Genomic DNA, 14,365 nt, shown 5'->3' with positions numbered 1-14,365 from the left:
TGGCCGACTGGCTGGCTACCTCCACTGAGCAAAGCCGAGCCGAGCCGAGCCGAGGCGGCCAGAGACATCCCAACGTTGGCCGCTCTCCAGACGCTCTCTAAGACAATCTGGAGACAACCTGCGATGCACTCCAGTCGGCCTGAAAGGTCGTCTGTAATGTCGCCAGCACCTTCCCATCGGCCACCAGGATGCCCACCTCGCGATTGCTCTCCAGGCCCGGCGGAGAGCAGTTTTCCGAGCCGACAAAGGCCTCTCGCCCGTCTACAACGAGCATTTTGGCATGCATATAGAGCTGGTCATCCTCGCGTACCGCTACTCCCCCCTGCAGCAGCCTGGCAATGCCCTCGGCATTGGGATCATTCCCTCCGCGCGGGGCCGGCAAAACAACTTGCACTCTCACACCCCTCCGCTCCGCCGCGACCAGAGCAGCCTCGATCTGCTGATCCCGCATCTCTTCCTCTTCAACGAGCAATGTCTGTTGCGCCTCGCCAATCAGTCCTTGCAGCGAGGTCCGCGCGTTGCCCGGGCTAATAACGAGGTTGGCATCGTCGATCAGGGAGCCGCTGGCCGTGCGCTGCCAGTCGGCCTCAAAGAGCGCCTCCAGGTTGCTCACGTCCTTGGGCCAGGGATCGATAATGCCATACTCGCGGTTGGCAACATTGCGATTTCCTCCCAGGGCCGCCCGCGTGAAGTTGCCGGTCATGATATAGGCGCGCTCTCCGTCCACAATCATCAGTTTCGCATGGGTGAGCGGGAAAGCAGGATTCGCATAGCGCGCCTCAACGCCAGCAGCGCGCAGTTGCTGCATGGTTCCATCGGGAGAGCCTCCACCGTAGGGATGAGGCTCTAGCATCACGCGGACCGTCAGGCCTCGCCTGGCCGCTCTCTCAAGGGCCTGAATGACGCTGCGGTCGGTGAGCAGGTAGATCTCAACAGCCAGCGAGCGCTGAGCCTCAGAGATAGCCTGCAGAATAACCTGCTCGCCAGCTTGCGGCTCGACAAAGATCTGAACCCCCTTGACCCCAGGACCGGGCGCAACAGCAACCGGAAGAGAGGAGAGGTGGACGGCAGGCGACTGACTCGCCATCAGGGCTGTTGCTCCCGCGCCCGGCGACAGTAGCGGCTGGAGGAGAACCGAGAGCGTGAGCGAGAAGAGAATGGCCGGCAGCCATTGCCGGCCTCTGCTCTCAAGATGCGACATTGCCATGCCTCCTGGCTTCAGGGATGGGTGTGTGACCGTCGCTATGGCCTGCGTGACTGGGTTGGCTGATCGCCCGCCCAGCAGCGGCGCACCAGCTAGATGAACTACAGCCAGTATAGTTGACCATCCCAAGGCCAGAGCAGAGATGGATGGCCCACAGCGATCATCATCGGCTACACCCACCAGCCCAGCCATGAAACGAGGGCGGAGCGCCATTGCTCCGCCCTCGCCGAATGGATTGGAGGCAGGCTCGTGATGAGCCACCACTACCGATCAGGAGGCTCGCTTAGGAATGGGTATCGTTCAAGGCAACGTCGTCGACAAAGAAGTTGGTGACCAGTGACGAATCGGTCGTCCCCTGGAAGTAGACTTGAATCTGTTGCCCGTAGTAGCTGCTCAGCGCCGAGGTCAGATCAAAGGTGTACTGCGTCCAGCCCGAGGCATTGGCGTTACACCTGGTTTGCACGGTCGTGATCGTCGAGCCACTGGAGGTACGAATGCGCGCGTAGAAGTAGTCGTAGCAGGTACTGCCCGACTCCTGCGTGCTGATGTAGAGCCAGTAGCTCAGAACCACCTTGGTCGTGGTGCTGGGCAGGGTGACCGTCTGCCAGATCTGATCATTACAGCCGTTATAGCCGCAGAGGTAGGCGCTGTAGCTGCCCGTATGAGGATTCGTAGGGTCGACGATCTCATAGCCTCCGGAGGAAGATTCCTGCCAGGGGGCGCTGCCGCTCTCGAAGCCGGGATTGCTTAGTAGCTGCGTGGTGGTACCGCCGCCACCACCGCCACCACCGCCGGAGGTGCCAGCGACATCACGGGCAAAGTTCCAGACATCGGGCGAGCCAATGCCGGTTGCCAGATCGTAGCCGGTGGTGGCCGAGTAGTAGAGGTTATTACCGCTGGTGATATCGTGGTAGGCGCTATAGGTCTGGGTCGTATTGTAGAGGCGGTAGATGGTAGCGCTGGCCGAGCCGAGGGTGGCTTTGCCCTGCGAAGTCAGGTATTGATTGACATCAGCCGCCACACCGGCCCACAGCGGCGCGGCAGCACTCGTACCGCCGACAGTCAGCCAGCCGGAGCTGGCGCAGCCTGCCGCAGTGACCGTGCAGTAGACTGAGTAGCCCGTGGCCGGATCAGCGTCAGCCGAGACATCCGGCACCATGCGATTGGCATTGGTCAGATTCGGGCCGGTCTGATAGGAAGGACGGGCGAAGTAGGAGCTGATGCCACCACCGCCACCCGAGCCATGTGGGCTGCGCTGCGTGTCGTTAGGATTCGACCAGGCCGACTCGCTGCTGTAGGTGCCACCACTTCCAGTGACCAGATGCGTACCACCAACGCCCACTACATAGGGATCATCGGCGGGCGAGTCCACGGCCAGGCTGTTGTTATCACAGTCGTAGGCGCCCGAGTCGCCGGAGGCCGCGAAGAAGGCCTGGCCCTGGGCCGCCCCCTGCTTGAAGATGTTGTCAAGCGTGGCCAGCTCTGAGGTGCCCGCCGCCGCTTCACACTCGCCCCAGCTGATGCTGACAACCTTAGCCAGGTTGTCGGTCACAATGCGGTTATAGGTGTCGTTGACTCCAGTGTTCGTGTTGGGTCCAATATAGATTTTCTGGTTCGCTCCAGGCGCGATCGCCGAGACGACTTCCATATCCAGCTCGACCTCGATCGCCCCCGAGCCAGCGGTGTTGGTCGCCCCATCGACCAGCACATTGGAATATTTCGCTGATCCGAGGCCATAATAGCTCAGGTAGGCGTTGACATCAGCGGCCCGGTAACCGTCCAGCTCAAAGATGGCTACGGTCTGGCCACTCCCGTTGCTTCCCCCGTTGATGAGCGAGTTCATGTCATAAGCGGTGCGCAGCTCGCTCGGCGTGTAGCCACCGCCAGGACCGGTGTGAGGCACCTGACTGCGGCTGAGACGCTGCAGGCCCAGGGGATGATAGTGGGCAACGTTATCGAGGCCAGCAATGTTGAGAATCAGGCCGCCTAGCTGCGCCGGCACAGATGGCTCGTTGGTCGGGGCGTAGACGGTGCGATTGCCCACCTGATAATCGGCCAGCGTGATGGCAAAGGCCTGCTCAATCTGGGACACACTACCGCTGGCGCTGATCAGTGTACGGTTGGGCGAGACACCGTTGACACGCAAACCCTGGGACCGCAGGTAGGCCACCACGCGGTTGACAGTCTCGGGCGTTGGCCCGAATTGCTCAGTGAACTGCTGCGGCGTCAGGTAGTGGTGGTAAAGCGGGGACTGCGGGTCATTCTGCGCCGCGAGCAGGGCATCGAGTTGGGCTTCGTTGCGTAGCTGGAGCGCGATCGAAAGCTGAAGGGTGCGGTTGGCACTCTCACTGTGGAGTGGCTTGTGATTCCTTAGCAGCGGGACCATGTGCCCACGGATCAAGCTCCGATTGGTCGGAGCCTCTCCATGTAGCTGGGCATAGGCAGCGGATGGCACCATCAGAAGGAGCAGAGCCGCCACGCCGCTGGCGCTGAGCGCAAGCAGGAGAATGGCAAGGCGGCGCGCAGATCGGAAGAATGTTGCGATGTTCATCGGCACCTCTAGCTTGTAAGATCGGTACGACTGTGTACCGCTAGACTTGGCCGGACAACATGGTCAGAGACAGCCTATCATTAGGTAGTACAGGCAAAAGGTGGATTGGATAAGAGGTCGACCAACGGACAACCTCCACCAGACACAGGGATAGACTCCAGGGGTTGGGGAAAAAACACCTCCTTTGCTCACAGAACACCAGTCTCGCTCGTCAGACAGCTGAATATCCGTAGCAGAAGAGGCTACAGACATAGAAGAAGCTCTACTGGTGGTCCACGCGTTGGAAGCAGCTGGCACCGGGGAGCCACGCGTCCCCGCTTGCTTCCTTTATACAAGACGAGCCTATAGTTAATAATACCGATGCAGATCACGTCTGTCAAGTATATAGGACCCGGACAGAGATACCGTCATCTCTTCCGTTTGCACAGAAACGCTAAAAAAGAGCAAGGAGACCAAGAGGAGGAGGAGCGCGCAGCCAGTGTCAGCCTTTGGCAGCTTCTGGCTTCCCGGCGTCCTGCGTCTCACACAGCATCAGGGAGAGTACCAAAACGTATAATTATTATCAGATGCAGAGATACGCCGGTGAGTACGAAAGAAAGAGCGTCCCACGTCCGTGAACAGATCGCCTACCACTGCCACATCAGAAGGCAACGCGCTCGCCAGCAAACGCCAGCGGCTCAACACCTTTCGCGCCCTGCGCCATCGCAACTATCGCCTGCTCTGGATCAGCCTGGTTGTCTCCTCTGTTGGGACCTGGATGCAGATTGTTGCCCAGAGCCTGCTTGTTCTCAAGCTGACCCATAATTCGGCCCTCGCCCTGGGGATCGTTTCCCTGGCTCAGGCCGGCGCTTTTCTCCTCTTTGCTCTTATCGGAGGAGGAGTAGCCGATCGCCTTGATCGTCGCCGGCTGCTTCTTTGCACGCAGAGCAGCTCAATGGGGCTGGCCTTCCTGCTCGGGCTGCTGACCCACTTTGGCGTCATTCAGGTCTGGATGATTGTCCTGATTGCCTTCTGCAACAGCGTCGTCCTGAGCTTCGACCAGCCAGCGCGCTCCTCCCTCATTCCGCAACTGGTGCCGCGCGAAGACCTCATGAACGCTATTTCCCTTCAATCTGCCGTCTTTAACGGAGCGGCGGTCATCGGTCCCTCGTTAGCCGGCCTGACCATCGGCCTCATCCACTACGCGGGCAACTTTTTCCTCAACGCCCTGAGCTATCTGGGAGTACTCATCGTTCTCTTCCTCATGCGTGTTCCGGCAGGTGAAGGTCAGACCGCGGCGTCGGGCGCGCCTGCCAGCGATCTGCTGGACTCGATCCGTGAATCGCTGCAGGTTATCGGGCGTGACGCTGTCCTGCCCTGGGTAATCGCAGCCTACGGAGTCCTGCTCTTCTTCAATCCCTCGGCGGCCATCATCTTACCCTACTTCTCCGTGCAGGTGCTTCATCTCACGCCGTTGCAGCTTGGCCTCCTCTTCTCCGCTTCTGGCGTCGGCACGGTAGCGGGGGCACTGGGGCTGGCCTCCCTCGGAGAAGTCAAGCGCAAGGGGCGGGCACTCATCCTGGCTTTCAGCCTCTGGACCGTGGCCTTGCTTGCATTTGCCCTGAGCCATCTCTTCTGGCTCTCGCTGCTGACCCTCTTCCTTGTCGGCGCTATGCAGAATATGATTGCCGCCACTACGATCACGCTGATGCAGACACGCGTTCCTGCTCAGATGCGAGGACGGGTCATGAGCCTCAACACGCTGATGATCATGGCAATCAGGCCCCTGGGAGATTTCTGCGCCAGTGGCCTGATTGCGCTCATTGGTGGTCCCCCGACCGTAGCCCTAGCTGGGGCCATCGTCGGCCTGCTCAGTCTCCTGCTCGTCGGCGGGCGCCCAGCCGTTCGTCGTCTCGCCGAGCCAGGCGCTCGCCCACCCCTATCCTGAACAAGCCCCCTGAGAGGCAGAATTTGGCCTCAGCCTGGACTGACGGTGACGGTGATCACCTGGGGGCTGCTCTGCAGCGGGTTCTGTCCGCCATCGCTGGCCGTAATGGTGATCTGACCCCGCAGCGTCTTCAGCAGCAGGCGCGGAGGTGTGACGTAGACTGCGATGGTCGTTCCCGAACCGCTCTCGCTGCCACTCGCCTGACTCAGATGGAGCCACGACGCGCTATCGCTATCGACGCTGGCCACCCAGGCCACCGGGCGGGGGCAGCCTCCGTCGATGCGCAGTGAGAGCATCTGCGGGGGGGGATTCGGCTGCAGTAGCGAGCTGCTAAAACTCAACCCGCTCGGGGTCACTTCGAGCACACAGGGAGCCAGGACTGTTAAGGTAACTACCACCACCTGCACCAGTTGGCTGGGATTGGCCGGCACTCCATCGGCAGGCTCCAGTGAGACACTGAGCTGGCCGCTATAGGTCCCCGGTGTCAGGCTCGTCACGTTGACACTGACACTCAGCTGCGTTGTCTGGCCAGCCGCCAGTGTGCCGTTGAGGGGCGCCACGCTCAGCCAGGGAGTTGACTCCGTATTGAGCGTCACCGACCACAGCAGCGGATGCTGGCTAGCGCTCAGCAGGACAGAGCGCGCTGCCGGTGGCTGGCTCCCCTGCTCGACCGTAAAGCTCAGGCTGCCAGGTGAAAGGGTTGCCCCCAGAGGAGTACGACCCGGTCCCCCTGTCCCCGCTGTTGTGGTAGCACTGCTACTGGTGCCCCCCGGGATCGCTGAGGTGAGCAAATTCAAGAGAACCGACACCGTTTGCGTCCGTTGTTGCATCGAGAAGAGAATAAAACCGCTATAGGTACCGGCATTTAACTCGCTGAGGGCCACACTGACCTGCACGCTCATGCCGTGGGTCGCATCGACACGGCCACTGGTCGGATCGATGCTGAGCCAGCTCGCCGAGGTAAACGCCTGCCAGTTCAAGCCGGAAGCACAGCCCGGTGCTAACCCCAACTCAAGCGACTGATCGCTGGCCGTACTCTGCCCTGAGCCAATGGTGAAGGTCAGGCCCTGGGAGCTTAAGGTCAGGCGACAGGCAGGCAGGACTGTGAGCGAGGCTGCCAGCACCTGGGTCGCTGTCGCCGCAGGGGCAGCAGAGGGTGAGCTGCTCACCTGGACGATGGCCAGGTAGAGGCCGGGCAGCAGATGCGTCCCCTGGGCTGTTACCGCCAAAGGCACACTCTCACCAGCGGCTAATCTCCCCTGGGCCGGTTTGAGCTGGAGCCAATCGGCGCGCGCCGGCAGCGGCGCATCCTGGCTGGCCTCGGGCGGCACCACCAGGTGGCTGGACCAGACCGCCGTCCCACGTGCAGGATTAGCCAGAGTGACAAACTGGGCCGCGGGCGCTGGGCCACCATCGCTGAGCGAGAAGGCCAGAGCCGCTGGCGTCAGCGTGAGCGGCCAGGTCTGTCGCTCGTTGGCGGTAGCTGGGGCTGCTTCGACCTGCATTGTCACCTGGACACGCATCGAGGGGCCACTATCAGCGCTGAAGGTGATGGTCCCGTGATAAACCCCTGGTCGTAGACTGGCACGCGATCCTGCGATCAAGATCGCCTGGCGCTCACTGAGCACTCCTTGCGTCGGGGTAGTCAGTAGCCACGGCTGATCGCTGCTCGCCGTCCATGAGAGGCTTCCATCGCCACCGTTGCTCAGCCAGAAGGGCACCACGCTATTGAGACCTTGCACCGCCGCTCCCAGATCCAGACTGCGGCGACTGACCTCCAGAATCGGCGAACGCAGCGGACCACTGGCCAAGACCTGAACCGTCGTACTGGCCGTATAGTGTGTAGCGATATCCTCAGCCTGGATAGTATGGCCGCCAGGACTCCAGTCGCGCCCAATGATGATTGTCACATCAGCGCTGCCCGCCGCCCCCAGGTGAACAATAGAGGCCATACCCACGGGCGCCAGAGCCTGGCCAACATCGTAGCTAAAATAGATCTGAGCAAAAGCCGGGAAATGATCCAGATGGAGATGCACCGCCTGACCGGCATGGACCAGCGTCGGTGCCGCCGTCAAGAACGGCGGCTGGCCTACCGGCATGGTCGGCTGATGGACACCAGCGAAACGTGAGCGGATCAGCCAACCATTCAAGCCAATGAGCAGAAGCGCCAGAATCGTCAGTCCTACAAAGAGCCAGCGCAACCAGGGCCTGCGCCCCGGCTGTCTCCACCACGACGACCTGCTCCGGTCCCCCAGGAGCCAGCGACCCGACCGGGCATCCCTCAAGCCATTGGGATGAATGCCAGATGGCGATCCGCCAGATGGTGCGCTATCACGCCCCCCGGAGGCAGGCAGATAATGCGCCTCCGACGTCGCTCGCAGCGATTCCAGCCTCCCGGCTGGCTCGCTGCCGCGTTGCTGAGGCCACCCCGCTCCCTGCACCTCAGCTGCTGCGGAGGAGATCAGTTCCTCAGACCAGGCCTGACGCCGGGCCTTCCAGGACCAGTGCCACGCGGGCCGGTCCAGGTCCTGGTTCACACCACCTGGCTCAAGCGGGGGAAAACTGCCCTGGGTCCCCTCCCGACCTGTTCTCTGCTCTGATCCCGAAGCCAGCGCAGAGCGCGCCCGTGGATCAGCGCTACCTTCCTCCTCCCAAGCCCCATCAGCGGCACTCATCGGCACCGTCGGGAAGCCACGTAGCGAGGGCGGCGGCCAGCCATTCGCATCTGAAAGCCCAGCCACCTGCCGTCCTTCACCTCTCGGTGGAAAAAGCACTTCTTGCTCAGCGAGGGCATGACGTTGCAACAGCAGTGCCCGACACTCGTCGCAAAACACCACCCCTTGCTCACATGGCCTGCTGCAGTAGAGGCACCGATTCATTGTCACCAGACCCTTCCTACACTCTCAAGCCGCATCCTATGACCAACACAGTCCAAATGGGCAGCTCTAGTACTGCTATGAATAGATAACGAAGAATTCACGGGTGAGTCACTCTAGAAGAGGCTACAGCCCATTCGTCTTGATATTATCAGGCACGGGGAGCGATTGTCATCCCCCATTTCTCTCTTTCATTGACACCATGCAGAAGTGCCAGTTATACTCTCTTTGCCCTGGAATGAGGCAGCCTTGTGAGTATGCGCCAAAGGCAAGCAAGCGAGGAAAGAAGGGGGAAGTACGATGTGGCAAGAGGTTGGAACAGCACCCCTGGTCAGATGGAGCAGTGCCCTACAGCAGCAGCAATGGTCGGCTGTGGATGACAGTCCTCGGGCCCCGGTGGAGGAGCTATGCGCGAGCGCAATCGCTATATCGATAGAGTGATCGGTCACTATCGAATCATTGCTGGCCTCGGCAACCGGCCAGCGAGCAGCGCCTACCTGGCTCAGCATCTGACAGCCCCCGGCCACACGGTGGTGATCAAGTTCTTTCACCCGCCTTTCCCTCGCCATCGCGAGCAATATTTCCGTGAGGTACGCCTGCTGAGGATGCTGCGACATCCGCATCTGCCCCCTCCGCTGGAGAGCGGTGTCGACCAGGACGAAGTCTATTTAATGAGCGAATACGCGCTGCGCGGCTCACTGCGCCAGCGACTGGCGCGCCAGGGGACGACCCCACTGAGCGTGGCCGAGGCTGGTGCCTTGTTACAACAGATCGCTGAGGCCCTGGCCTATGCCCATCACTTCAACGTGATGCATGGCAACCTGAAGCCGGAGAATATCCTCTTCAACGCCAAGGGAGAGCTATGGCTCACCGATTTCAGCTGGGCCACAGCGACCGATGGTGAGCCACAGCTGCGCCCTGGCAGCTGGCCTTACATGGCCCCTGAGCAGTTCGAAGGGATGACGAGTCGCGCCAGCGATCAGTACGCCCTGGCCTGTATTGCCTACGAGCTGCTGACCGGGCGGCCCCCTTTCAGCGGCACCGATTTTGCAACGCTGGCGCGACAGCACAGCCACGAGCAGCCAGTGGCCCCGACACAGCTCAACCTGCTGCTGCCACGCCGGGTGGATGAGGCGCTGCTGCAAGCCCTCGCCAAAGAGAGCGACCAACGCTTCCCTACCGTCAAGGAGTTCCTCAATGCGCTCTTCCCGGCAGCTGCCTCCCCTCCCACAGGTAGCCTTCCCACCTCTGCCAGCAGCAGCGCCCCGAACCTGCCAGCGATCAGCGAAGTGCGTTTCCTATCAGCCGGACGAACCAGGCCGTCCCCTCTTGAATTCTCTCCGGCGAGCAGCGAATTGCTCCGCCCCAGCGATGCTACCCGTGTTCCCGAGAGTTCCAGCTCCAATCTCGGCCACCCTCTCGCTCCCGGGGGGGGTCAACCCGCCGTCCCCGACGCTTCAACTGCGAGCGGAGAGGCCAGCATTTCCCAAGAGCAGGCAGGCACTTTCACCGGCCACACATCGACAGAGGAAGAAATCTCGATCCACGAGCAAGAGACCATACCACAGCCAGCACTGTCCAGCCAGAGTCAGCCGTCGATCCCAGAGCAGGGTCAGGCCGCGCCCCTTTCACCAAGCCAGGAGCCTGTTGTCGGCTCTCCTCCTGAGTTGACGTTTGTGACAGCTGGCAGCGGCAGCATCCTGGAACCAGCAGATGGGGTGTCTCAGAAGGCCAGCGAAGCGGAGGAGGCAGAGGCCCCAGCCACACCCGTCCTACCGTGGAACGAGCAACCCACGGTCATCAGCGAGAGCGTCCGACCAGCCGTTGGCAGCGCAGCAGGTCTCGCTGGCATGGGAGCCGGTCTTCGCGGCAGCCCGGGCCAGGGCGTGAGCTATCGGCGCGAGGCCAGGCAAGGACGCTGGATTCTAATGGGCGTGGTCAGCCTCGTGGTCATCCTGAGCCTGCTCATCATTTTGCTGCTGCCACTGCTGTCAGCCGGCCTCTGGCGACAGACCGCCCAACTGACTCCCACGGTTCCAACGAGTACCGTCATCATCACCGTGGCGCCAACGCCGTCGCCCTCACCCAGCCCGACGCCTACTCCCTCGCCGACGGCCACACCGACACCATCACCTTCGCCGACGCCCAGTCCAACGCCGCACCCGACACCCACGCCCTCGCCGACGCCCACTCCGCCGCTGCTGACCGTCAGTCCAGCCCAGCTTAACGGATCAGACGATTGCAGCCACGACAGCTTCACCTTCCGCTGTCAGGTCACCCTCTCGCTTTCCTCCGCGGCCAGCGACACTACCCAATGGTCGGCCAGCAGCTCCAATGTGCGCGCTTTCTTCGCACCACAGCAGGGCTGGCTAGAGCCTGGCAGTCAACAGCAAATTACCATCTACATCTACGCCTCCTGCCCGCGCCAGGGTCAGCTGCTCTTTCGCACCCAGGACGGCACTGCCACGCAGGTCACCTGGACCTGCTAGCCAGCAGACCCGGCAGGGCGGGCGGCAGGGTCCGGCACCTCCTTCACTGATAGCGCAAGGCCTCGATCGGCGTGACGCGTCCTGCCTGCCAGGCCGGCAGAAGTGCCGCCACCAGCGAGGCTACCAGAGCAAAGCCAATAATCAGAACCAACTGGCCCCAGGGAATGACAAAGACCAGACCAGTCTGATAGCGCTCAAAGAAGTTGGCAGCAAACAGATTGCGCGCCAGCAGCAGACCCAGCACCAGACCAATCAAGCTACCAAGCACCGCCACCAGCACAGACTCACCCAGAAAGGCCGTCCTGATCAAACGGCGGCTGCACCCCAGCGCACGCAGCATCCCAATCTGTTGGCGCCGCTCAATCACGGCGCGCGTACCGGTAATGGCCAGGGCTGCAACCCCGAGTAGGAGCGCCAGCCCGACAATTCCGATCATAATATCGCTGAGAAGGATGCGGGGCCCGCGCACCTCCCAAATGGCATCTTCCAAGACAGTGGTCTCAAGACCCTCGTCGAGAAAGGCCGAGCCAAGGCGGAGGGCTAGCGCGCGCTTGTCCTGACCCGGCGCCACCTTAAAGTAGTAGGCCTGGACCTCGGGATTATTCGGATCGGGCGCAATCGAACCGTAGAGCCGCTGCGAGATGTAGAGTCCAAAATGATCGCCGTTGCTGTTATCAACCACCCCAATAATGGTCAGCTTGGCAACCGAGGCATTGAGCAAGGCAGAGAGGCCGTCGCCCCCCGGCGAGCGCGTCACCCAGATGCTTTGCGGCGTGAAGTTCGTTTCTCCCAGCGAGATCCCGCTGAGGGCAAAGGTATAGTAAGGGTCCAGACCGGGCGGCGTGAGTGGCACCCCGGCCTCACTGGCCGTCGGCGCCGAGGGATCATAGACCCCAGGCGAGCCACGGGCACCCAGACTGGCCTCCAGCGCGCTGCTATCGATCAAGGCATAGTTCGGATGCTCCTGCAATGCCTGCCAGACGGCAGCATCGCTGCTGAAGCCGCGCGCTCGCGCCACCAAATGCAGGCCATAGCCCTGGAGAAAGCCCCCACTGATCACCTGAGCCGGATAGAGCCGCCAGGCCGGCTGAGGAGCCGTCGGCTGAATCACCCCCACCAGCGTTGTCGTCCGCACTCCAATGGCGCTGAAGGCCCCGGGATCAATGCCATGCCGCGCCAGAATGGCCCGCAATTGCTCATCAGGAGTCTCCTTTCCTTGACTGGAGAGCAAGGGCCGAAAATAGGGAATGGCCTGAATGTCATAGCCCCCCGTCTGTAGATTAATGTCAGCATAACTGTGCTGCATGGCCGCCGTGATCACCGTCATCACAGTCAAAGCAAAAACGACCAGACTGAACATCGTCACGCTCAGCCCCATGCGAAAGCGATAGTGCAGCGGATAGGAGGCCACCAGACGCGCCAACAAGTGCAGGCGCGGGCGTACGCGCGAGAGCGATAACAGAGGTTTGACAAGTAGATCGCCGTTGGCAATGAGGGCCCAGACAATCCCCAGGGTCATCATGAAGCCGGCGAGAAAGAAGACTTCGATGCTGGAGCGGAAACGTACCAGACCCAGCGAGGCAAAGAGATCGAAGGGAACAGCCCAGTAGGCGCAGATGGTCAGGCCAGCAATAGCTGGCACCAGCCGATCGCTCAGACGGCGTATCTGCGGCCTGTATCTGGCAGGACTGAGCGCGATAACGCCAGTCTTGAGGAGCAGGCAGCCACCAATGACCAGGAGCGAGAGACCCAGGGAGAAAGGTGCTACCAGCCGCTCTGTCAGGCCATAGAAGAACAGCCAGAGGCCCGCCAGCAGCGGGAGCAGGCCCGCCAGGACCAGAGCACGCCCACCCTCGATGAGCAGCTCGCTGAGATAGCTGAGCAGGCGACGACTGCGCTGACGCAGAGCTTTCCCCACCAGTCCAAGCAGCCCCCTCAGTTCCGCAATGGTGCGCGGTCGCCGCTCCGGCTCTGGCAGATTGCGCAAAGCCTCCACCACAGTCATACGACTTACCAACCAGGCGGAGACTGTGACGGCGCAGAAGGTGAAAATGGTACCAAGACAGTAGGCGATGAGCAGGCTGCGCGGCTGAAAGGTCAGCTTGAGCGGGAAGTCGAAGCGTTCCAACACCGGCCCAAGCAAGAGCACCAGCAAGGCCCCAATGGCCACCCCAAAGGCCAGCCCGACGCAAGAGGCCAGCAAATCGTAGATCGCCCCTTCGAAGAGAAAGGTCAAGACCAGATGACGACGCAGCACTCCAATAGCTCGCGCCATCCCCATTTCAACCCGCCGTTCTGCTGCCAGCAGCACGAAGATGAGAAAGATCAGCAGCATCCCAATGGCTACAATAAAGAGGGCAAACAGAACGAAGATGCGCGAGAAAATGTCTTGCGCTTTCTCCGAATTCAAAATGGCCAGCTTCTTGACCTCAATGACGTGGACATTGCGCGGAATGAGCCGCTCTAGCTTCTCTTCGACACGATCGGAGATAGCGATGCTATCAGGCCCGTCACTACCGCGATTGGCCACAAAGATCTGTGTGATGGCATCGCCGCACTGCTCAATCTGCCGAAACAGCTGCACCTGACTCACAATGAAAGGAGTATCGCCTATCATACCGCTGCTATCGGCAATAGCGCGCACACGCACCTCATAGCGCCGTCCCGGCCAGCGTTGCGAGTAGAGATAGAGGCGATCGCCCGCATGAGCGTTTAGAAGCTGCGCCAGCGTCCGATTCAGATAGACCTCGTTACGACCGAGCGAGGCAAGATGCAAGCGGCCCTTGCCATCCTCAGCGACAATACCCCCAAAACCATCTTCGCTGCCCGGCAGAGCGGCCAGCGCTGTCACACCTGAGCGCACCTGGCGCGAGGTCTGGTCGGCCACCAACAGATCATGTTCCATGATGGCCGCTCCCAGGGCGGCAATATCAGGATCGCCCCTCACCTGCGCACGCAGGCGGTAATAGATCGCTTCATCGAAGAAGCCCAGATCGCCGGAACCGCCCTCTATCGTCTCATCAACGTTGCCTACATTATAGGTTGCAACGCTGCGCACCGCTCCCGTCATGACATCGCCGGTCGCCAGGGCGCTAGAGAGCAGGGTGGTCGATAGCATGAGCGCGAAGATGATCAGCATCATCTGCGTGCGCCGCCGCGGGATATTGCGCACACCGATCTTAAAAAAAAGCCGATTGCGCAACGCCAGTACCAGGACCAGCGCCACAATCGCCAGGGTGATGATCAGCAGGATCGTGCTGAGCGTATCAAGCGGGATACCAAAAAGTTCCGTCATGCTACTTTCTTGCAAATTGACTG

At 61.2% G+C, this 14,365-nt stretch carries 6 protein-coding genes; 2 read left to right on the top strand and 4 right to left on the bottom strand.

All coding sequences use genetic code 11. The annotated features are described in order from the left end of the window. Positions 1 to 97: 97 nt before the first annotated feature. Together A4R35_RS16430 and A4R35_RS16425 are read right to left on the bottom strand one after the other, a co-directional pair. Positions 98 to 1,201 carry a phospholipase D-like domain-containing protein gene (locus A4R35_RS16430; RefSeq protein ID WP_189361930.1) on the bottom strand — a complete coding sequence of 368 codons (1,104 nt, stop codon included), beginning with the start codon at positions 1,199 to 1,201 and terminating at the stop codon, positions 98 to 100. A 286-nt stretch (positions 1,202 to 1,487) separates the two neighbouring features. Continuing rightward, on the bottom strand, positions 1,488 to 3,755 hold the full coding sequence (locus tag A4R35_RS16425; RefSeq protein WP_223258368.1) for a protease pro-enzyme activation domain-containing protein: 2,268 nt from the start codon (positions 3,753 to 3,755) through the stop codon (positions 1,488 to 1,490). 613 nt (positions 3,756 to 4,368) lie between these two features. Between A4R35_RS16425 and A4R35_RS16420 the strand changes: the two genes are divergently transcribed. Next, on the top strand, positions 4,369 to 5,682 hold the full coding sequence (locus tag A4R35_RS16420) for an MFS transporter (protein WP_112431228.1): 1,314 nt from the start codon (positions 4,369 to 4,371) through the stop codon (positions 5,680 to 5,682). A gap of 29 nt (positions 5,683 to 5,711) precedes the next feature. Here the strand turns inward: A4R35_RS16420 and A4R35_RS16415 are convergent, their stop codons facing one another. Beyond that, a complete protein-coding gene (locus A4R35_RS16415; RefSeq protein WP_146747241.1) occupies positions 5,712 to 8,423 on the bottom strand; it encodes a BACON domain-containing protein in 2,712 nt (903 codons plus the stop codon). Between the two features lie 542 nt (positions 8,424 to 8,965). Between A4R35_RS16415 and A4R35_RS16410 the strand changes: the two genes are divergently transcribed. Beyond that, entirely contained in the window at positions 8,966 to 11,047 is a 2,082-nt protein-coding gene (locus A4R35_RS16410; RefSeq protein ID WP_112431224.1) for a serine/threonine protein kinase, read from the top strand. Between the two features lie 43 nt (positions 11,048 to 11,090). Here the strand turns inward: A4R35_RS16410 and A4R35_RS16405 are convergent, their stop codons facing one another. Then, positions 11,091 to 14,342, bottom strand: a complete 3,252-nt coding sequence (locus A4R35_RS16405) for an ABC transporter permease (protein WP_112431222.1) — start codon at positions 14,340 to 14,342, stop codon at positions 11,091 to 11,093. Positions 14,343 to 14,365: the final 23 nt, after the last annotated feature.

This window comes from Thermogemmatispora tikiterensis (assembly GCF_003268475.1).
Taxonomy (GTDB): domain Bacteria; phylum Chloroflexota; class Ktedonobacteria; order Ktedonobacterales; family Ktedonobacteraceae; genus Thermogemmatispora; species Thermogemmatispora tikiterensis.
Note: the sequence above shows the minus strand (reverse complement) of the source record. Positions and strands in the feature narration are given on the sequence as shown.